The sequence below is a fragment of the Rossellomorea sp. ABR4_004 genome (assembly GCF_056159585.1).
This window is the reverse complement of record NZ_JBSWVM010000003.1, coordinates 306,600-326,878: the sequence shown is the minus strand read 5'-3', so window position 1 is coordinate 326,878 and position 20,279 is coordinate 306,600. Positions and strand designations below refer to the sequence as shown.

Genomic DNA, 20,279 nt, shown 5'->3' with positions numbered 1-20,279 from the left:
ACTTATGGCAATACTTCCAATTGTAATGCACCCTGATCCAATCTTAGAAAAAGAATGTGAAAAGGTAACGGCATTTGATAAGAAATTAAAGAAATTATTGGAAAATATGTATGACACAATGCTTGAAGCCGATGGTGTAGGCCTTGCAGCTCCCCAAGTAGGAGTCGACCTTCAGGTGGCAGTGGTGGATATCGGGGATGATACGGGTACGATCGAGCTTATCAACCCGGAAATCATCAAGGCGGACGGATCTCAAACTGACCTTGAAGGATGCCTGAGCTTCCCGGGATTATATGGGGAAGTGACCCGCCCTTATTCCATCAAGGTCCGAACGTTTGACCGAAAAGGAAGAATGATCGAATTTCAAGCCCAGGACTTTTTAGCCCGAGCGATTCAACACGAAATTGATCATCTTCAAGGTGTTCTATTTACCACAAAGGTAGAAAAGTATGTGACAGAAGAAGAATTAGAAGGGTATGAAGCGTAATGACGAAAGTAATTTTTATGGGAACACCTGACTTCTCCGTTCCTGTTCTTCAATCTTTATTAGACGAAAACTATGATGTGATTGCGGTCGTGACACAGCCCGATCGGCCAGTGGGGAGAAAAAGGATCCTAACGCCTCCACCTGTAAAGGTGGCAGCTGAAAAGAACGGCATACCAGTCTATCAGCCAGAGAAAATCAAGGATGAAGATGAGTTAAATAAAGTCCTTGCATTAGAACCAGACCTTATCGTAACGGCCGCTTTCGGACAAATTCTTCCGAACGCATTATTGGAAGCCCCTCAGTATGGATGCATCAATGTTCACGCCTCTATACTTCCTGAACTTAGAGGGGGAGCACCCATTCATTATTCCATTCTCCAAGGAAAAGAGAAAACGGGCATCACCATCATGTATATGGTCGAAAAGCTTGATGCAGGGGACATTATTAGTCAAGTGGAAGTGGATATTGAAGAACGTGACCATGTCGGAACCCTTCATGATAAATTAAGCGTTGCAGGTGCAACCCTACTTATTGAAACGGTGCCCAAATTATTGGCAGGGGACATAGCCCCGGTCAAGCAGGATGATACAAAAGCGACGTTTGCACGAAACATCAAACGCGAACAAGAGAAAATTGACTGGACAAAAGATGGAGAAGAAATCTACAACCATATTAGAGGACTTCACCCTTGGCCCGTTGCGTACACCACATTAGAGAATTCCGTGATCAAAGTATGGTGGGGAGAAAAAGTCAGCGGAACTTCTGCTGCTCCTGGAGAAATCATGAAAATTGAAGAAGATGGTTTCGTTGTTTCTACAGGCAATTCAGTAGCAATAAAAATAACTGATTTACAGCCTTCTGGGAAAAAGAGAATGAGTGCAAAGGATTATCTGCGCGGAGCAGGGTCTCACCTGAAAACAGGAATGAAGTTAGGAGAAAATAATGAGTAAACGAAATAAGACGGTCCGTGAAGCAGCACTTGATGTCATTGAAGCAGTAGAGAAAAATCAATCGTATAGTAATTTATTACTCAATTCTGTGATTGAAAAAAATCAGCTGCCAAGTAAGGATATTGGGCTATTAACGGAGCTGACATATGGAACCATTCAAAGGAAAATGACGTTGGATTTCTATTTAGCTCCATTCCTTAAAGGGAAGCTGGATGAGTGGGTTCGTCATCTATTGCGTTTATCCCTCTATCAGCTTGTGTACTTAGATCGAATTCCTGACCGTGCTGTTTTCTATGAAGCTGTAGAAATAGCAAAGAAGAGAGGACATAAAGGCATTTCAGGTTTGGTCAATGGCGTCTTGCGTTCTGTCCAAAGGAAAGGGCTTCCTTCCCTTGACACGATTAAAGATCCCATCGAGCGGGTGGCCATCGAAACGAGTCATCCTTATTGGCTTGTGAAGAGATGGGAAGAGCAATTTGGCCTGGAGAAAACGAAAGAAATGTGTGAAACCAATTTAATCGCACCAAATCAAACGGCACGGGTGAATACAACGAAAATCACTCGAATAGAGCTTATCCAACTCTTGACGGACAATGGTAATGAAGTGAAAGAAAGCCCGATTGTGCCGGAAGCGATCCAGTCACTTCGAGGGAATCTTGCAAAAACAGATGAATATCGTAACGGACAATTCACCATCCAGGATGAAAGTTCCATGCTTGTCTCCTATGCTTTAAAGCTTGAACACGGGATGAAAGTACTGGATGCATGCGCAGCACCAGGGGGGAAAACGACTCACATAGCCGAAAAACTATCAGGTACCGGAGAAGTTCATGCATTGGACTTACACAAGCACAAGGTCAAATTAATTGATGAAAATGCAACCCGTCTCGGATTAAATAACATAAAGACTGCAACTCTTGATAGTCGAAATGCCGGAGAAAAGTTTGAAAAAGAGAGCTTCGATCGTATCCTGGTGGATGCCCCTTGTTCTGGATTAGGTGTATTAAGAAGAAAACCGGATATAAAATATGCTAAAAAAGAATCGGATCTTCTATCACTGCAAAAGATTCAACTGGACATCCTTTCAGCCGTTGCACCATTGTTAAAAAAAGATGGACTATTGGTTTATAGCACGTGTACTGTGGATCAAAATGAGAATGAAGGTACTGTGTCGGCTTTCTTAAGTAATCATCCAGAATTTGATCCTCAACCATTAGATGAGTTTCCGGATTCCATCACACCGTTTATTAAAGAAAATCAATTACAAGTATTTCCCCAGGATTTTGGAGGGGATGGATTCTTTATTTCGTGCTTTAGAAAAAAATAAGTCGAAAATGCTCAAATGTCGAAAGTAAAGCAGGAAAATTCACCAGAAAAGTCGTAAAAGTACAATAGCTCTTAATGAATCTTTGGTTATCCATTACTTTTTAATCATATGTTTAATTCATCAAAAGTTATAAAAGCTGAAAATATTCTCTCTTTTCATTATCAACCTGTTCAGCCCCCATCAGAACTTATGGCAAGCTGAACGCATTTAACGAAGATAATCAAAGTGGATTCATTTTTTTGAACTAAAGTTGCACCCTACTATGAGTATAAGGAGCTACTTGAAACAGGTGCAGAAGAAGAGACGAGGTGACATAAGTGAAAACTGTATATTTTACGGACAAAGGGAAAGTGCGTCAACTAAATGAAGATAGTGCCGGCGTATTCGTGAATCATCATGGGGATCATTTAGCCGTTGTAGCAGATGGAATGGGCGGCCACAGAGCTGGAGATGTTGCAAGCGAGCTTACCATCTCCATGTTAAAGGACTTATGGGAGAAAACAGAGAAATTTCACACCGCTGATGAAGCCGAAAATTGGTTAAAATCAACTATTAACGAAGTAAACAAAGAAGTATATACTTATTCTCAATCCAATTCGGAGTGTGAAGGAATGGGGACGACTCTCGTCGGAGCCATTTGCACATCCTTGTTTGCAACCATTGTCAATATTGGTGACAGCAGAGGATATATTCTGAACGAAAATGGTTTTCATCAGTTAACAGAAGACCATACACTTGTGAATGAATTAGTCAGAAGCGGTGAAATTTCAAAAGAAGATGCAGAGCATCATCCAAGAAAAAATGTGATACTTAGAGCGATAGGTACGGAAGCTTCAATTACGATGGATATTAAAACGATAATGTTTGAAGAAGAAGACGTTATTTTATTGTGTTCAGACGGTCTTTCCAATAAAGTCTCCCAAAAAGAAATGAAAGAGATATTGGTTCAGGACCACTCCCTGGAGAATAAAGGAGAGTCGCTTGTTCATTTAGCCAATCAATATGGCGGTGAAGATAATATTACCGTAGTAATTGTAGAGTTTGCCGCTGAAACGGAAAGCGGGTGATAACATGATGGAAGGAAAGCGCATCAGTGGGCGTTACAGAATCATTAAACTAATCGGCGGCGGAGGAATGGCCAATGTTTATTTAGCTCACGATGTGATTTTGGATCGTGAAGTGGCTATTAAAATGCTCCGGATCGATTTTGCCAATGAAGAGGAATTCATTAAACGATTCCAACGGGAAGCTCAATCTGCTACCAGCTTGACTCATCCGAACATTGTGAGTATATACGATGTAGGAGAAGAAGACGACTTATACTATATTGTCATGGAATATGTCCATGGTATGACTTTAAAGCAATACATACAGCAACATTCACCAGTACATGTAGACAAAGCGATCGATATTATGAAACAGTTAACCCTAGCAATGTCTCATGCTCATCAGAATCATATTGTACATAGGGATATTAAACCCCATAATATCCTTCTTGATGAAGAAGGAAATGTGAAGATAACGGATTTCGGGATCGCGATGGCTCTTAGTGCCACTTCGATCACCCAGACCAATTCAGTCCTGGGGTCGGTCCACTACCTTTCTCCTGAACAGGCAAGGGGCGGAATGGCTACGAAAAAATCTGATATTTATTCACTGGGGATCGTCATGTTTGAATTGTTAACCGGCAGGCTGCCCTTTTCTGGAGAATCAGCGGTCTCGATTGCCTTAAAGCATTTGCAATCGGAAACACCATCTTTAAAAAGGTGGAACCCCGATATTCCCCAGAGCGTTGAAAATATCGTATTAAAAGCAACGGCCAAGGATCCATTCAGACGGTACGAGAGCCTGGAGGAAATGGATGAAGACCTGTTTTCAGCACTTGACCCTGATCGGGTGAATGAGCCTAAATTTGCCGTGCCCCTTGATGACGAAGCAACAAAAGCAATACCTGTCATTACTGATCAGAAGGCGTATTCGAACCTTGATGATACGATTGTTCACCATCAGGCGGACACAGACAAACTTCAAACGAAGCCGACTCCTCCTGTCCAAGAGGATAAGAAGAAGGGAAAGAAGAAAAACAAGAAGGGTGATCCTAAGAAAAAAGGGAAAAAGAAGTGGCCTATCTTTATTATTAGTTTGTTCTTTTTGCTCATTCTTTTAGGAATAGCTGCTGTTACTTTCGTTCCTGAGCTGCTTGGACCAAAGGAAATTCAGGTGCCGGATGTGGTTGAAAAAGATCAAACTGAAGCCATTTCCACCATCGTTTCAGAGGGGTTTGTCGTCGGAGAAACAAAAAAACAATCCCATGAATCGATTCCTGAAGGTTTTGTAATCAAGACAAACCCTAAGGCAGGACGGATGGCGAATGAAGGATCGGCTATAGATATCTATGTTAGTACAGGTAAAGAAAAAGTTGGAGTAGAGGACTATGTAGGTAAGAATTTTGAAGAAGTATCCTCTGAACTTGAAGAAAAAGGATTCATGGTAGAGAAAGAAGGAGAGTTCGATGAAGGGGAACCTGCAGGAACTATTCTCAAGCAAGATCCTTCACCTGGAGTAGAGGTCGTCGCAGAAGAAACGACGATTACCTTTACAGTGAGTAAGGGAACAGAAAAATTTGATTTGGAAAACTTGGAAAATTTTGATCAAACTGCACTCGATAAATATGAAGCTTCGAATGAGATAAATATCATTGTACAGAGTGAAGAATTTTCAGATGAGGTTGAAGAAGGTAGGGTAATTTCTCATAAGCCCGTTGCAAGTACTCCGATAAGTAAGGGTGAGGATGTTTACGTTATTATGTCCAAGGGTCCTGAGCCGCCGAAGGAAGTACAAACTAGGGAGACTACTGAGGAAGTAACTATTCGTTATACCAAGGACAATGGAGATCCTCAAGTAGTGGATATTTTTATTGAGGACAAGAATAGAAAGATTGAAGAAAGTGACGAATTAATCAGTATTTATGAGGATACGACCGTTACAATGAAGTTCATATTAGAAGAAGGAACTGTAGGGAAATATCGAATTCTCGTTGATGAAAAAGAGTATAAAACTGGTACTGTCGAGTATCCTAATGAAGAATAAATGACAATTGACAAAGGGCTGTACCCGGGTTTTTAATAAACCTAACGGGACAGTCCTCTTGTTTTCATTTATAATGATAGAGAATCATGATACATAATATAGATGACTAATCTATTTTAATAAACGTTTTTGAATAGGAGGTTTCGAATGCCTGAAGGAAAAATCGTTAAAGCATTAAGTGGATTTTACTATGTGCTTTCAGAAGGAAGCGTTACACAATGTAGGGGCAGAGGTAATTTCCGTATAAATAAAATAACACCACTGGTGGGTGATTATGTTGAATTTCAAGCGGAGAACAAAACGGATGGATACATTCTGAAGGTCAATGACCGTAAGAATGAGCTAGTGCGTCCCCCGATTGCAAATGTCGACCAGGCGATACTGGTATTCTCGGCAATCGAACCGGATTTCAGTCCGGCTTTACTTGACCGCTTTCTTGTGTTGGTTGAGAGTAAAGAAATAGAACCGCTTATTTGTGTAACCAAGATGGACTTACTTACATCTGATCAAACAAACAAGATTGAACGATATGTGAAGGATTACCGCTCATTCGGTTATGAAGTCCTGATGACGTCTTCGAAAACCGAGCATGGTGTAGAGGAGTTAACTCCGTATTTACGTGATAAAATTTCTGTCTTTGCAGGCCAATCCGGAGTAGGGAAATCGTCCTTGCTGAATGCCTTGAAACCTGAACTTGAATTAAAGACGGCTATGATTTCATCCCACTTAGGCCGTGGGAAACATACGACTCGCCATGTGGAACTGATTGATATTGAAGAGGGGTTAGTAGCGGATACACCCGGGTTTAGTTCATTGGAGTTTTCAGAGCTTGAGATAGAGGAGCTCCCACAATGCTTCCCTGAAATGGTTGAAGTATCTGACGATTGTAAATTCAGGGGCTGCCTTCATATCAATGAGCCGAAATGTGCCGTTAAAGCTGCCGTGGAAGCAGGCGAAATCCCTAATTACCGTTATGATCACTATTTAACGTTCCACAAAGAAATAAAAGAAAGAAAGCCGAGGTACTAATTATGAAAATCGCACCTTCCATTCTGTCTGCAAATTTTGCAGAGTTAGGCAATGAAATTATAGATGTTGAAAAAGGGGGAGCCGACTACATCCATGTTGATGTGATGGATGGTCACTTCGTCCCGAATATCACGCTGGGGCCAATGATCGTGACAGCGATTCGCCCGTTAACATCGTTGCCACTGGACGTACACCTTATGATCGAAAATCCAAGTCAATATATTGAAGCTTTTGCAGATGCGGGTGCTGACTATATTACCATCCATGTAGAAGCAGATCCCCATTTGCACAGAACGATTCAAATGATCAAAAGTAAAGGTGTAAAAGCGGGAGTCGTCCTAAATCCTGCTACACCGGCAGAGATGATCAAGCCAATTTTGAAAGATGTCGATATGATTCTGCTTATGACTGTGAACCCTGGATTCGGTGGTCAATCATTCATCCCGTCGGTCGTTCCGAAAATCAAACAGATTCGTGAATGGGCAAATGAAATCAATCCTACCCTTGAAATAGAGGTGGACGGAGGCATTAACCCTGAAACGGCAGCCATTTGTGCTGAAGCAGGAGCAGATGTGTTTGTAGCAGGATCTGCCATCTATAACCGCAGTGATAGAGGGGCAGCAATAGAAGAATTAAAGAGATCTCTTGTATAAGAGCTGACAGGCTGATCCCATAGGGTCAGTCTATTTTTATAAATGGGAGTGGAGAATATGGAAATCAATATCGTTGCCGGCGGACCAGAAAGATATATCCCTGAATTGAACACATATTCGGGTCATGCGTCAAACTGGATTGGTGTGGACCGTGGGGTTTACACGTTACTTGAACAAAATATAGAACCGCATGTCGCTTTTGGAGATTTTGATTCAGTGAACGAGAAAGAGTGGAAGCTGATAAAAGAAAAAGTGAAGGAAGTCAATCGATTTAAGCCTGAAAAGGACGAGACGGATCTGGAGCTTGCCCTGAACTGGGCGATTGATCAGAATCCTGACAAAATCAACATTTTTGGTGCGACCGGTGGACGGCTTGATCATTTCATGGGCAACCTTCAATTATTAATGATTCCGAGGCTTTTAGATACGGACATTAAAGTGGAAATCATCGACGTTCAAAATCGGTTATACCTTACCAAATCCGGAAAGCATTCCGTAGATAAAAGCCCTGATTTACAGTATATTTCCTTCGTCCCGGTAACCGAAAATGTCGAAGGAATCACCCTCACCGGCTTTAAATATCCATTAAATAATCGGAATATTTCAAGAGGTTCCACACTATGTATTAGTAATGAACTTATACAATCATCTGGTACTTTTTCCTTTTCAAATGGCATATTAATGGTGATAAGAAGCAGTGATAAAAGCTTCTAAAACCAGGTAGAAAAGAAGACGTACTTAACTGAGACTGCTTGAATAGACTAAACTGTTGTCAAGCGAAACATTACGTTCTTTAGATTGTGGGGAGGGACTAAAAATGCGCTTTTATACAATTAAATTACCAAAATTCTTGGGTGGACTTGTGAGGGCGATGTTAGGAACGTTTAAAAAAGAATAAATGGTTTGTTGAAGATGGCGTTGATGCCATCTTCTTTTTTTTTTTAGCGGATGATCTACAGATGAAAGACGGACTATTGTCTTTTTTGAGACGGGCAAAAAATAAGGGGAAATATTCCCGTTACACTCAGAATAAAACTTATTTTGGGGTGAATAAGGGGAGATATTCCGCTTATGCAAGAAATATCACCCATTTATTTGTGTTTTGAAATTAATAGGCGGAATCTTTACTTCTATTTATGCAGTTTTAAACAGTAATTTCGAATTAAGCGGAATTTTTCCACCTATTTAAGCTAGAGGCTCGAGGTCATAAGATAAATTGACCAAAAAGGCAAAGGGCGCCTTTCCGGTCAATTCATTTTATGCTTGTCGGGCCTGACCAAGCCGCCTCCGCTTTTCGATATGTCCAGCTCCGGCGGCTAGAGGCTCGAGGTCATAAGCCGAGTAACCCAAAAAGGCAAAGGGCGCCTTTCCGGTCAATTCATCTTATGCTTGTCGCCTCTGACCAAGCCGCCTCCGCTTTTCGATATGTCCAGCTCCGGCGGCTAGAGGCTCGAGGTCATAAGCCAAGTAACCCAAAAAAGCAAAAAGCGCCTTTCGGGGTTACTCGTCTTATGCTTGTCGCCTCTGGGCAAGCCGCCTCCGCTTTTCTGCGATGTCCAGCTCCGGCGGCTAGTCCCTCGAGGTCATAAGCTAAATTGACCAAAAAGGCAAAGAGCGCCTTTCCGGTCAATTCATCTTATGCTTGTCGGGCCTGACCAAGCCGCCTACGCTTTTCTTGGTGTAAAGTATTTTTTCTTGAAAGGTTTTAATTGTAGTATTGCATTATAGAAAGTTGTGTGATAAATTATTAAAGTATCTTTATGATAATAAGCGAAATGTGGAACTGAAATTAACTTCAGCTTCTTGTTAGTGAGGAGGGAATATATTATGGCAAAACAATGCGTAGTAACAGGCCGTAAAGCTAGCTCAGGTAACGCTCGCTCTCACGCAATGAATGCGAACAAGCGTACTTGGGGTGCAAACCTGCAAAAAGTTCGAATTCTTGTAGACGGAAAGCCTAAGAAAGTATGGGTTTCTGCAAGAGCGTTGAAATCTGGTAAAGTTGAACGCGTATAATACTTAAAACGAGAAGACGCCTAGTTGCTAGGCGTCTTTTTTCTATCTTCTTTCGGGAGCGGGGCAAGGTGATCTACCAGTCATACTGCAAATCAGGAAATATCCTGATTAAGTATCTGGAATATGACCAATCCCTTCTGGTAAACATGGTTATCATCACTCACTTCACCTAAAGTATAAATGATTAATCTTTGCATTTTAAGGAAAAAATAGAAGGTAAGACCCAACAAATCACGTAGAGATAATAGTTTAGCTTTCAAAAACAGTATACTTATAGTAAAATGTTTTTAGCCAAGCATGTAATTAAAGGGGGAAAACATTCCATGTCCATCGAATTAAAAACGCAGTACGGACAAATTGATATTACGAATGATGTCATTGCAATGATTGCTGGAGGTGCAGCGGTGGATTGCTACGGAATTGTTGGAATGGCTTCAAAGAACCAAATTAAAGACGGTTTCACAGATATCTTACGTAAAGAAAATTTCACTCGCGGAGTGATTGTTCGTCAAGATGAAGAGGAAGTACATATTGATATGTATATTATTGTGAGTTATGGTACAAAAATTTCTGAGATTGCTCATAATGTACAATCCAAGGTTAAATATACTCTTGATAAGACCGTCGGCTTGGCGGTAGATTCAGTAAATATTTTTGTGCAGGGGGTTCGTGTCACGAACCCGTAGTGAGGAGGAAGATTCGTGTCGATTACATCTTTGGAAGGAAAACGTTTTGCTGAAATGGTGATACAAGGTGCCACCCAATTATCTGCCCATGCGCAGCTGGTTGACGCGCTGAACGTTTTTCCTGTTCCTGATGGTGATACTGGAACAAATATGAACTTATCCATGACTTCTGGTGCGAAGGAAGTTCAAAACCATATTCAAGGTCATATTGGAAATGTGGCTGCTGCTCTTTCAAAAGGGTTATTGATGGGAGCAAGAGGTAACTCAGGTGTTATCTTATCCCAATTGTTCAGAGGCTTTGGTAAAGCGATTGAAGGGAAAGAATCCTTATCAAGTGCAGAATTTGCCAATGCACTTCAAACAGGAGTAGAAACAGCATATAAAGCGGTTATGAAACCTGTTGAAGGAACGATTCTAACGGTTGCGAAAGATGCTGCCAGAAAAGGTGTTTCTGTAGCTGAAACAGAAAATGATTTCGTAAAGCTAATGCAGGCAATCGTCGATGAGGCTCAGGCTTCATTAAATCGTACACCTGATTTACTTCCTGTTCTAAAGGAAGTGGGAGTGGTTGATAGTGGTGGTCAAGGGCTACTATTCGTCTATGAAGGATTTTTAGCCGAGCTAAAGGGAGAAAAGGTTTCAAGTCAAGCTTCGTTACCGTCCATGAATGATCTCGTGAGTGCTGAGCATCATAAAACAGCTCAAGATTTCATGAGTACGGAGGATATTGAATTTGGCTATTGCACTGAATTCATGGTTAGATTTGAACAGGACAAACAATCATTTGATGAAGAAGATTTCCGTCAGGATTTAAGCGGATTCGGTGATTCCCTGCTTGTCATAAGTGACGATGAATTAGCAAAAGTACATATCCATTCTGAACAACCGGGTGATGTATTGACGTATGGTCATAAATACGGAAGTCTCATCAATATCAAGATTGAAAACATGAGACAGCAGCACAGCAGCATCGTTGGTGAAACAAAGCCAGTAAAAGCGAAAGCTACGGCTGCACCAAAAGAAGTTGACTTTGCCATTGTTACGGTTGCAATGGGTGAAGGGATTTCCGACTTATTCAAAAGCATCGGCGCTACGGCTGTGATCGAAGGTGGTCAAACGATGAATCCAAGTACGGAGGATATCGTGAAAGCTGTTGAAGAAGTGAATGCGAAGAAAGTCATTATCATGCCGAATAATAAAAACATTATTATGGCAGCAGATCAAGCGGCAGAAGTCCTTGAAATGGAAGTAGCTGTTGTTCCAACGAAGACTGTACCTCAAGGAATGGCTGCATTACTTGCCTTTAATCCATCAGCCTCTGTTGAAGATAACAAGCAGTTAATGACTGAAGCTTCAAAGCAGGTCAAAACGGGTCAAATCACGTTTGCTGTAAGAGATACGAATATTGATGGTGTTGCGATTGCGAAAGATGACTTTATGGGAATCGCAGAAGGCAAGATTGTTATTTCTGATCATGACCGTCAAAAGTCAGCGCAAAGCTTATTAGGGAAAATGCTGGATGAAGATTCCGAAATTTTAACCATCCTATATGGTGAAGATGTAACAGAAGAGGACGTGCATTCATTAAAAGAGTATGTAGAAGAGCATTATGAAGATGTAGAAGTGGAAGTTCATAATGGTAAACAACCACTTTACTCCTATATATTCTCAGTTGAATAAGGAATAAAGGAAGGGGGGGCAGCTCTAAATGGAGTTTGTCCCCTTCAATTATGTTAGAATGGATGTATAGTTTGGATGTTAAGTGAGGGGGAAAAGTCATGAAATACAAAAGTGTATTTGATATTATCGGTCCTGTTATGATTGGTCCATCAAGCTCACATACGGCTGGTGCTGCCAGAATAGGAAGAGTGGCGAGAAATCTGTTTCGCAGGGAACCGAAATGGGCGACGATATCCTTTTATGGATCATTTGCAAAAACGTACAAGGGTCATGGAACAGACGTAGCCATTGTAGGTGGAATCCTCGATTATGATACATATGATGAACGAATTATCGAATCAATCAATGTAGCAAAGCAAAAAGGAATCAAGATCAAGTTTCAAGAGGAAGATGCCATCACGGATCATCCGAATACGGCACGAATCCGCATGGGAGATGACAAGGGAGAAATCGAATTAGTGGGTATCTCCATCGGTGGAGGGAAAGTTGAAATTATCGAACTTAACGGATTTGAACTCAAACTGTCAGGACACCACCCTGCTATTCTGGTCGTTCATGACGACCGATTTGGGGCGATTGCATCTGTATCCAATGTCATTGCCAAACATCAATTGAACATCGGGCATATGGATGTTTCGCGTAAAGAAAAGGGGCAGATGGCATTGATGACAATAGAAGTGGATCAGCCGATTGATGAAGCTGTCATCAATGAATTAACATCACTGCCCAATATTACTCAAGTTACACGGATTTCCGATTAAACAACTACTATAATGATAGCGTTTACATTCAGGCGAGGAGGTCATTTTAAATGTTTAGAAATGTAGCAGAGTTAGTAGAACTTGCTGAAAGTCAAAATAAGAAAATTTCTGATATTATGATTGAACAGGAAATAGAATTTACAGGCAAATCCTTTGATGAAGTATACAGTCAAATGGAGAGAAACCTTGAAGTGATGGAACAGGCTGTAGCCAGAGGGCTGGAAGGCGTGAAATCACATTCAGGTTTAACAGGCGGGGATGCTGTGCTTTTACAAAAGTATATTGAAAAAGGCAACTCACTTTGTGGGGACACCATCCTGGATGCAGTAAGTAAAGCGGTAGCAACCAATGAAGTGAATGCTGCAATGGGGACGATTTGTGCGACTCCAACTGCAGGGTCTGCAGGTGTTGTTCCTGGAACATTGTTCGCTGTTAAAAATAAACTGAATCCTACAAAAGATGAAATGATCCGCTTCTTGTTTGCATCAGGAGCGTTTGGGTTTGTTGTAGCGAATAACGCTTCCATCTCGGGTGCAGCGGGTGGATGTCAGGCTGAAGTTGGATCTGCCAGTGGAATGGCTGCAGCAGCTATAGTTGAAATGGCCGGGGGAACACCAAGCCAATCCGCTGAGGCCATGGCGATTACCTTGAAGAATATGTTAGGTCTTGTGTGTGATCCAGTTGCGGGACTCGTTGAGGTACCCTGTGTGAAGCGGAATGCAATGGGGGCTGCCAATGCGATGGTTGCAGCAGATATGGCACTTGCAGGCATAACGAGTCGTATTCCGTGTGATGAAGTGATTGACGCCATGTACAAAATCGGTCAAACAATGCCGGTGGCTCTCCGTGAAACGGCACAAGGAGGGTTGGCTGCCACCCCTACAGGCAGAGAGCTTGAAGCGAAAATCTTTGGGGTTTCCCTGAATAAACGTGAAGACTCATAATGAAGGACTAACAATCCAGGACATCAAGGGGATTGGTGAAGAAACAGCTGTACAGCTGAATGCAATGGGGATTTATTCTGTTCTGGATTTGTTAGAATACCTGCCATACAGGTACGAGGATTACAGGCTTCGAGACTTGGAGGAAGTCGCTCATGATGAGCGTGTCACTGTGGAAGGGAAGGTCCATTCAGAACCTGCATTAATGTATTATGGGAGAAAAAAATCCCGTTTAACTCTGCGAATATTGGTTGGAAGAAATTTAGTTCAGGCCGTATTTTTTAATCAGCCGTATTTAAAGAAGAAAATAAACCTACACGATACGGTGACGGTGACAGGGAAATGGGATAAGAATAGACAAATCATAACGGTTCAGTATTTTCAGTCGGGACCCCATGGGAAACAGGGGGACTTTGAACCTGTTTATTCATTAAAAGGCTCTATTAAAAACAACACACTTAGAAAATTCATTAAAAAGGCTTTTCAGGACTACAATTATTTGTTGACGGAGAACCTGCCTCATCATCTAATGGAGAAGTATAAGCTGGCAAGTCGCAAGGATGCTCTTTATCATCTTCATTTTCCAGATTCGACTGAAGAAATGAAGCAGGCAAGAAGACGATTTGTGTATGAAGAGTTCTTGTTGTTTCAACTGAAAATGCAGGCTCTTAGAAAATTTGAAAGAGAACATTCGTCTGGCGTGCAGCAGCATTATGATTTAGATAAGGTCAAAGCGTTTATTGACTCTTTGCCGTTTCCTTTAACTGATGCACAAAAGCGCGTAGTAAATGAAATTTCAGCGGATATGAAGTCCCCCTATCGAATGAACCGCCTTTTACAGGGTGACGTTGGTTCCGGGAAGACCGTCGTATCGGCAATTGCATTATACTCCAGTGTGACTGCAGGATATCAAGGGGCTTTAATGGTTCCTACAGAAATTCTGGCAGAACAGCACGCAAACTCTCTGAGTGAATTGTTGGAACCAGTGGGTCTTTCAGTTGCCCTGTTAACAAGTTCGGTAAAAGGAAAAAGAAGACGGCTTTTATTAGAAAAATTAGAAGACGGTGAAATCGATATTCTTATTGGAACCCATGCACTTATTCAGGAGGATGTCCAATTTAAGCATCTGGGACTCGTTGTTACGGATGAACAGCATCGCTTTGGGGTAAATCAAAGGCGTGTACTCAGGGAAAAAGGGGAAAGTCCTGATGTATTGTTTATGACAGCGACTCCGATTCCACGGACTCTGGCCATTACGGTGTTTGGTGAAATGGATGTAAGTATAATCGACCAAATGCCTGCAGGAAGAAAGGCGATTGAAACTTATTGGGCTAAAGCGGATATGCTATCAAGGGTGCTTTCGTTTATGGACAAGGAGTTAGATCAGGGCAGGCAGGCCTATGTGATATGTCCGCTGATTGAAGAGTCGGACAAACTGGATGTTCAAAACGCGATAGACGTATACAATCAATTGCTTCGCTACTTTGAAGGGCGTTACAACGTCGGATTGATGCATGGGAGGCTTCACCCGGATGAAAAGGATGAAGTGATGAGGGAATTTAGTGCAAATAACCTTCAAGTGCTTGTATCCACCACAGTGGTCGAAGTGGGTGTGAATGTTCCTAACGCTACTTTCATGCTTATATATGATGCTGAGCGCTTTGGTTTATCTCAGCTTCACCAGTTAAGGGGAAGGGTTGGACGCGGCGAACATCAATCTTATTGCATACTTCTTGCGGAACCGAAAACCGAGGTAGGCAAAGAACGAATGAAGATCATGACGGAAACCAATGATGGATTTGTTCTGAGTGAAAAAGACCTTGAACTTAGGGGTCCGGGGGATTTCTTTGGAAGAAAGCAGAGTGGTCTTCCTGAGTTTAAAGTTGCGGATATGGTGCATGATTATCGTGCGTTGGAGGTTGCCAGGGATGATGCTGCAGGCTTAATAAAATCCGATCATTTTTGGAAGGGTCCTGAATATGAACCGCTCAGGGAGTATTTGTCCGGTTCGGGGATATTAGCGGGTGAAAAGCTAGACTAGACAGGCAGATTGTGAGATTATTTCTTGCAATCTGCTTTTTTTGATTATATACTACTATTAGTACCTAGTACTAATACTGGACGGTGTTGATATTGAGACTTTCAAAGAAGGAAAGACAGGGGAACCTAACAGACACGATAAAGGAAAATCCTTTCATAACAGATGAAGAATTAGCAGAACGTTTTCGAGTGAGTGTGCAGACAATCAGGTTGGATCGTATGGAATTATCGATCCCGGAACTTCGTGAACGGATTAAATATGTCGCAGAGAAATCTTTTGAAGATGAAGTGAAATCATTACCTATTGAAGAGATTATTGGAGAAATTATTGATATAGAGTTAGATCAGAGTGCGATTTCCATTTTTGATGTCAAACAAGAGCATGTTTTTGTACGGAATGGGATAGCGAGAGGGCATCACTTATTTGCTCAAGCGAACTCTCTTGCTGTTGCCGTTATTAATGATGATCTAGCGTTAACAGCCAAGTCGACGATCCGATTTACCCGGCCTGTAAAGGAAGGTGAGCGTGTTGTCGCGAAAGCGAAAGTATTACATAAAGATCAAAAGGATCGTACAACTGTAGAAGTTCAAAGTGTAGTCGGTGGCGAACTCGTTTTCACAGGTGAATTTGAGATGTATCGCTCTAAAAAATCTGCAAAGGATGAAGCGTAGATGAAGTTAGCCGTAGATGCAATGGGCGGAGATCATGCTCCTAAAGAAATAGTTCTTGGTGTGAAACGGGCATTAAGTGAATTCAGTGATATAGAAGTGATAGTATATGGAGATGAAAATCAAATAAAACAGTACATCACACCAGATGAACGATTGACAATCGTTCATACGGATGAAGTGATCGAAGCAACAGACGAACCTGTAAGAGCCGTCAAACGCAAGAAGAATGCATCGATGGTTCTGATGGCACAAGCGGTTAAAAATGGAGAAGCGGATGCGTGTATTTCAGCAGGGAATACAGGTGCCCTTATGACCGCTGGATTGTTCATTGTAGGCAGAATTGATGGAATTGAACGTCCTGCCCTGGCACCTACACTCCCAACATTGGATGGTAAGGGGTTTCTTATGCTCGATTTAGGTGCAAATGTCGATGCCAAGCCTGAACATCTGCTTCAATATGCCATCATGGGGAGCATATATGCCGAGAAAGGAAGGGGGATCAACAATCCTCGCGTAGGTTTATTAAACATAGGGACGGAAGATAAAAAAGGGAATGAACTAACAAAGAAGACATTCCAGTTATTAAAGGACGCTCCTATTCATTTTATTGGAAATGTAGAGTCCAGGGACTTACTTGAAGGTCCTGCGGATGTCGTCGTAACCGATGGGTTCACCGGGAATATGGTGTTGAAGACGATTGAAGGAACGGCTCTTTCTGTTTTCTCTATGCTTAAAAAGACGTTCACAGCTTCAACAAAGAATAAATTGGCTGCAGGATTAGTGAAAAATGATTTAAAGCAAATGAAAAATATGCTTGATTATACAGAGTATGGAGGCGCAGGCTTATTTGGTCTGAAGGCACCGGTGATTAAAGCCCATGGCTCGTCAAATGAGGTTGCCCTATATAATGCCATGAGGCAAGCCAGGGAAATGGTGAAACACAATGTCTCCAATACGATTAAAGATGCTATAAAAGGAAGTGAAGAATAACATGAGTAAAATTGCATTCATTTTTCCCGGACAAGGTTCTCAAACTGTTGGGATGGGAAAAGAATTAGCTGACAAATACCCTGAAGTACAAGCGTATTTCACTAAAGCGGATGAAAGATTGGAATCGAAATTAACAAGTGTTATATTTGATGGACCGCAGGAAGAGCTTACTCAAACGACAAATGCTCAGCCAGCTTTATTAACAACGAGCATAGCGATTCTTGATCGTTTAAGAACAGAAGGTATAACAGCAGATTATACGGCCGGACATAGCTTAGGTGAATATTCCGCCCTGGTAGCTGCTGGTGCCATCCGCTTTGAAGATGCGGTGTATGCTGTTCGTAAAAGAGGGGAATTCATGGAAGAAGCGGTTCCAAGTGGAGAAGGCACGATGGCTGCTGTTCTGGGTATGGCAAGAGAGCCATTAAAGGAGATTACCGATCTTGTAACGGAAGACGGACATCCGGTAGGGCTCGCAAACTTAAATTGTCCTGGTCAAATTGTGATTTCAGGTACGGTGAAAGGAGTGGAACTTGCTTCAGAGAAAGCGAAAGAAGCTGGAGCGAAAAGGGTCATTCCACTTCAAGTGAGTGGTCCATTCCACTCTCAATTAATGAAACCTGCTGCAGATCAGTTTGTTTCAATTTTGGATTCTATTACGATTGAAGATGCAGATGTACCGGTCATTGCGAATGTGACGGCAGAACCTGTGGTCAATCGTGAGGAAATCAAGCGTTTATTAATCGAACAATTATACTCACCTGTTCAATGGGAAGATACTGTCGAGAAACTGCTTGAATTAGACGTGGATACGTTCATTGAAGTTGGACCTGGGAAAGTACTTTCAGGCTTAGTGAAGAAAGTGAATAGACGGGTGAAAACGTATGCTGTTCAAGACGAAGCATCGTTGGAACAGACCATCCAAGCGTTAAAGGAGGAAGTCTAAATGAATTTAGAAGGAAAAGTTGCCCTTGTAACGGGAGCATCCCGTGGAATCGGAAGGGAGATTGCTCTTGAGCTTGCACGTGAAGGCTGTAATGTAGCTGTCAACTATTCTGGTAGTGAAGCGAAGGCTAATGAAGTCATCGATGAGATTAAAGGTTTAGGTCGGGAAGCCATTGCCGTACAATGTAATGTATCAGATAGTGATGCTGTTCAAGCAATGGTGAAGGAAACGATTGGCCAATTCGGTTCAGTGGATATTCTTGTTAATAATGCTGGAATCACGAGGGATAATTTATTAATGAGAATGAAAGAAGCAGAATGGGATGATGTCATCAACATCAATCTGAAAGGCGTTTTCCTTTGCACCAAGGCAGTTACACGCCAAATGATGAAGCAAAGAAGCGGACGAATCATCAATATTTCTTCAATTGTCGGTGTGAGTGGAAACCCTGGTCAGGCAAACTATGTGGCTGCTAAATCGGGTGTAATCGGATTAACCAAAACAACAGCGAAAGAGTTGGCACCCCGTGGCATCACGGTGAATGCGATCGCTCCTGGTTTCATTTCCACGGATATGACGGATCAGCTACCGGAAGATGTACGTAATGAAATGTTAAAGCAAATCCCTTTAAGCCGCTTTGGTGATCCTCAGGATATTGCGAAGGTGGTAACGTTCGTTGCATCTGAGTCTGCTTCTTATATGACAGGGCAAACTCTTCATATCGATGGCGGGATGGTCATGTAACGGCAAAAAATAATAATTTATAAATTGTTTTCGTGGATACTCTTTTCATTAGAGGTCAAAATGCTCTATAATACTTGAGGGGAGGTGACAAAAATGGCAGAAGTATTAGATCGTGTAACAAAAATTATCGTTGATCGTCTAGGTGTAGATGAATCTCAAGTAACTCTTGAAGCTTCTTTCAAAGAAGATCTAGGAGCTGACTCCCTTGATGTAGTTGAGCTGGTTATGGAACTTGAAGATGAATTTGACATGGAAATCTCTGACGATGATGCTGAAAAAATCGGCACAGTAGGTGATGCTGTGAACTACATAAAAGCAAAAGCTTAATCGTTAGATTGAATTAAAAGATAAGCTCATGCTGATCTTTCATTCAAAACCATTTAAAACTTGGTAGAGGTCTCACTTCTACCAAGTTTATTTGTGTTCTAACATGTGCAAGAAACTTTTGCGTAATTGCTTTTTTTAGCATAAACTTGATAAGTAGAAAAAAGAGAACATATAGAGCAAGGTGGAGTGCCTTATGCGGAAGCAAAGTAGAAACAAAGGAATATCCAGACATAAAAATGATAGTAAGTTTAGAACGTTTCAAGATGAAATCGGAATTCAATTTAATGATGAAAAACTACTTAAACAAGCTTTTACTCATTCATCCTATGTGAATGAGCATCGTCGTAAGCCTTATGAAGACAACGAACGCTTAGAATTTCTTGGAGATGCCGTTTTGGAATTAACGGTTTCTCAATTCTTATTCAAGAAGTATCCAATGATGAGCGAGGGTGAACTTACAAAACTAAGGGCAGCCATAGTATGTGAGCCTTCCCTGGTTAAGTTCTCGATTGAAATGAATTTCGGTGAACTCATCTTACTTGGTAAAGGTGAAGAAATGACAGGCGGTCGGGAAAGACCAGCATTACTCGCGGATGTCTTCGAGGCGTTTATCGGAGCGGTATATTTGGATCAAGGGCTAGAAACAGTGATTTCAATCCTTGAAAAAGTTGTCTATCCAAAAATTAACGTCGGTGCTTTTTCTCATGTGATGGATTATAAGAGTCAGTTACAAGAGCTGGTCCAAAGAGGAAGTGCAGGGATGATTGAATACAGCATCCTTGAAGAGAGCGGGCCTGCCCATAACAGGCAGTTTATATCCCGTGTCAGTTTAAATGACAAAGAATTAGGCATAGGAAAAGGCCGATCTAAAAAGGAAGCTGAACAACAAGCCGCACAGAAGGCTCTTGAAAAGCTAAAACAAAAGCTAGACGCTAAATAG

21 protein-coding genes are annotated in these 20,279 nt (G+C 41.7%); all 21 read left to right on the top strand.

Features of this window, described 5'->3' with window-relative positions:
• Nucleotides 1-4 precede the first annotated feature (4 nt).
• Nucleotides 5-487 (top strand): peptide deformylase, encoded by a 483-nt coding sequence (gene def, locus ACXAF2_RS18650; protein WP_475140905.1) that lies wholly within the window; start codon nt 5-7, stop codon nt 485-487.
• A complete protein-coding gene (gene fmt / locus ACXAF2_RS18645) occupies nt 487-1,437 on the top strand; it encodes a methionyl-tRNA formyltransferase (protein WP_475140903.1) in 951 nt (316 codons plus the stop codon). The genes def and fmt overlap by 1 nt, the downstream gene beginning before the upstream one ends.
• Complete coding sequence (rsmB, locus tag ACXAF2_RS18640) at nt 1,430-2,764, top strand: 16S rRNA (cytosine(967)-C(5))-methyltransferase RsmB (RefSeq protein ID WP_475140901.1); 1,335 nt, start codon at nt 1,430-1,432, stop codon at nt 2,762-2,764. Before fmt ends, rsmB begins: the two co-directional genes overlap by 8 nt.
• Before the next feature lie 317 nt (nt 2,765-3,081).
• Nucleotides 3,082-3,831, top strand: coding sequence for a Stp1/IreP family PP2C-type Ser/Thr phosphatase (locus ACXAF2_RS18635; RefSeq protein ID WP_475140900.1), 750 nt, complete (start codon nt 3,082-3,084; stop codon nt 3,829-3,831).
• Nucleotides 3,832-3,835: 4 nt separating this feature from the next.
• Nucleotides 3,836-5,854 carry a Stk1 family PASTA domain-containing Ser/Thr kinase gene (gene pknB, locus ACXAF2_RS18630; protein WP_475140898.1) on the top strand — a complete coding sequence of 673 codons (2,019 nt, stop codon included), beginning with the start codon at nt 3,836-3,838 and terminating at the stop codon, nt 5,852-5,854.
• Nucleotides 5,855-6,001: 147 nt separating this feature from the next.
• The gene (gene rsgA / locus ACXAF2_RS18625) at nt 6,002-6,883 is read left to right on the top strand and encodes a ribosome small subunit-dependent GTPase A (RefSeq protein ID WP_475140897.1); all 882 of its coding nucleotides are present in this window, start codon (nt 6,002-6,004) and stop codon (nt 6,881-6,883) included.
• Nucleotides 6,883-7,536 (top strand): ribulose-phosphate 3-epimerase, encoded by a 654-nt coding sequence (gene rpe / locus ACXAF2_RS18620; protein WP_475141291.1) that lies wholly within the window; start codon nt 6,883-6,885, stop codon nt 7,534-7,536. Before rsgA ends, rpe begins: the two co-directional genes overlap by 1 nt.
• Nucleotides 7,537-7,593: 57 nt before the next feature.
• Nucleotides 7,594-8,250 (top strand): thiamine diphosphokinase, encoded by a 657-nt coding sequence (locus ACXAF2_RS18615; RefSeq protein ID WP_475140895.1) that lies wholly within the window; start codon nt 7,594-7,596, stop codon nt 8,248-8,250.
• Between the two features lie 103 nt (nt 8,251-8,353).
• A complete protein-coding gene (gene spoVM, locus ACXAF2_RS18610; RefSeq protein WP_032088878.1) occupies nt 8,354-8,434 on the top strand; it encodes a stage V sporulation protein SpoVM in 81 nt (26 codons plus the stop codon).
• A gap of 929 nt (nt 8,435-9,363) precedes the next feature.
• Nucleotides 9,364-9,552: a 50S ribosomal protein L28 gene (gene rpmB, locus ACXAF2_RS18605; protein ID WP_034755741.1), complete on the top strand. Its 189-nt coding sequence runs from the start codon at nt 9,364-9,366 to the stop codon at nt 9,550-9,552.
• Nucleotides 9,553-9,875: 323 nt separating this feature from the next.
• A complete protein-coding gene (locus tag ACXAF2_RS18600; RefSeq protein WP_034755738.1) occupies nt 9,876-10,238 on the top strand; it encodes an Asp23/Gls24 family envelope stress response protein in 363 nt (120 codons plus the stop codon).
• A gap of 15 nt (nt 10,239-10,253) precedes the next feature.
• Nucleotides 10,254-11,918 (top strand): DAK2 domain-containing protein, encoded by a 1,665-nt coding sequence (locus ACXAF2_RS18595; RefSeq protein WP_475140893.1) that lies wholly within the window; start codon nt 10,254-10,256, stop codon nt 11,916-11,918.
• Between the two features lie 98 nt (nt 11,919-12,016).
• Nucleotides 12,017-12,679, top strand: coding sequence for an L-serine ammonia-lyase, iron-sulfur-dependent subunit beta (gene sdaAB, locus ACXAF2_RS18590; protein ID WP_475140892.1), 663 nt, complete (start codon nt 12,017-12,019; stop codon nt 12,677-12,679).
• Between the two features lie 50 nt (nt 12,680-12,729).
• Nucleotides 12,730-13,623 (top strand): L-serine ammonia-lyase, iron-sulfur-dependent, subunit alpha, encoded by an 894-nt coding sequence (sdaAA, locus tag ACXAF2_RS18585; protein ID WP_148968706.1) that lies wholly within the window; start codon nt 12,730-12,732, stop codon nt 13,621-13,623.
• Nucleotides 13,610-15,661 (top strand): ATP-dependent DNA helicase RecG, encoded by a 2,052-nt coding sequence (gene recG, locus ACXAF2_RS18580; RefSeq protein WP_475140890.1) that lies wholly within the window; start codon nt 13,610-13,612, stop codon nt 15,659-15,661. The genes sdaAA and recG overlap by 14 nt, the downstream gene beginning before the upstream one ends.
• Nucleotides 15,662-15,753: 92 nt before the next feature.
• On the top strand, nt 15,754-16,332 hold the full coding sequence (fapR, locus tag ACXAF2_RS18575; RefSeq protein ID WP_475140888.1) for a transcription factor FapR: 579 nt from the start codon (nt 15,754-15,756) through the stop codon (nt 16,330-16,332).
• Nucleotides 16,333-17,322 carry a phosphate acyltransferase PlsX gene (plsX, locus tag ACXAF2_RS18570; RefSeq protein WP_475140887.1) on the top strand — a complete coding sequence of 330 codons (990 nt, stop codon included), beginning with the start codon at nt 16,333-16,335 and terminating at the stop codon, nt 17,320-17,322.
• Nucleotide 17,323: 1 nt separating this feature from the next.
• Entirely contained in the window at nt 17,324-18,268 is a 945-nt protein-coding gene (gene fabD, locus ACXAF2_RS18565; protein WP_475140886.1) for an ACP S-malonyltransferase, read from the top strand.
• Nucleotides 18,269-19,012: a 3-oxoacyl-[acyl-carrier-protein] reductase gene (gene fabG, locus ACXAF2_RS18560; RefSeq protein ID WP_475140885.1), complete on the top strand. Its 744-nt coding sequence runs from the start codon at nt 18,269-18,271 to the stop codon at nt 19,010-19,012.
• Between the two features lie 93 nt (nt 19,013-19,105).
• Nucleotides 19,106-19,339, top strand: a complete 234-nt coding sequence (gene acpP, locus ACXAF2_RS18555) for an acyl carrier protein (protein ID WP_113968250.1) — start codon at nt 19,106-19,108, stop codon at nt 19,337-19,339.
• Between the two features lie 193 nt (nt 19,340-19,532).
• Entirely contained in the window at nt 19,533-20,279 is a 747-nt protein-coding gene (gene rnc / locus ACXAF2_RS18550; protein ID WP_475140883.1) for a ribonuclease III, read from the top strand.

Bases quoted from the DNA above. Each gene is read 5' to 3' on its own strand.
- fabG (WP_475140885.1), top strand. From the start codon at position 18,269: ATGAATTTAGAAGGAAAAGTTGCCCTTGTAACGGGAGCATCCCGTGGA.
- plsX (WP_475140887.1), top strand. From the start codon at position 16,333: ATGAAGTTAGCCGTAGATGCAATGGGCGGAGATCATGCTCCTAAAGAA.
- spoVM (WP_032088878.1), top strand. From the start codon at position 8,354: ATGCGCTTTTATACAATTAAATTACCAAAATTCTTGGGTGGACTTGTG.
- rpmB (WP_034755741.1), top strand. From the start codon at position 9,364: ATGGCAAAACAATGCGTAGTAACAGGCCGTAAAGCTAGCTCAGGTAAC.
- rnc (WP_475140883.1), top strand. From the start codon at position 19,533: ATGCGGAAGCAAAGTAGAAACAAAGGAATATCCAGACATAAAAATGAT.
- sdaAB (WP_475140892.1), top strand. From the start codon at position 12,017: ATGAAATACAAAAGTGTATTTGATATTATCGGTCCTGTTATGATTGGT.
- rsgA (WP_475140897.1), top strand. From the start codon at position 6,002: ATGCCTGAAGGAAAAATCGTTAAAGCATTAAGTGGATTTTACTATGTG.
- pknB (WP_475140898.1), top strand. From the start codon at position 3,836: ATGATGGAAGGAAAGCGCATCAGTGGGCGTTACAGAATCATTAAACTA.
- sdaAA (WP_148968706.1), top strand. From the start codon at position 12,730: ATGTTTAGAAATGTAGCAGAGTTAGTAGAACTTGCTGAAAGTCAAAAT.
- rsmB (WP_475140901.1), top strand. From the start codon at position 1,430: ATGAGTAAACGAAATAAGACGGTCCGTGAAGCAGCACTTGATGTCATT.
- def (WP_475140905.1), top strand. From the start codon at position 5: ATGGCAATACTTCCAATTGTAATGCACCCTGATCCAATCTTAGAAAAA.
- fmt (WP_475140903.1), top strand. From the start codon at position 487: ATGACGAAAGTAATTTTTATGGGAACACCTGACTTCTCCGTTCCTGTT.
- acpP (WP_113968250.1), top strand. From the start codon at position 19,106: ATGGCAGAAGTATTAGATCGTGTAACAAAAATTATCGTTGATCGTCTA.
- ACXAF2_RS18615 (WP_475140895.1), top strand. From the start codon at position 7,594: ATGGAAATCAATATCGTTGCCGGCGGACCAGAAAGATATATCCCTGAA.
- fabD (WP_475140886.1), top strand. From the start codon at position 17,324: ATGAGTAAAATTGCATTCATTTTTCCCGGACAAGGTTCTCAAACTGTT.
- ACXAF2_RS18600 (WP_034755738.1), top strand. From the start codon at position 9,876: ATGTCCATCGAATTAAAAACGCAGTACGGACAAATTGATATTACGAAT.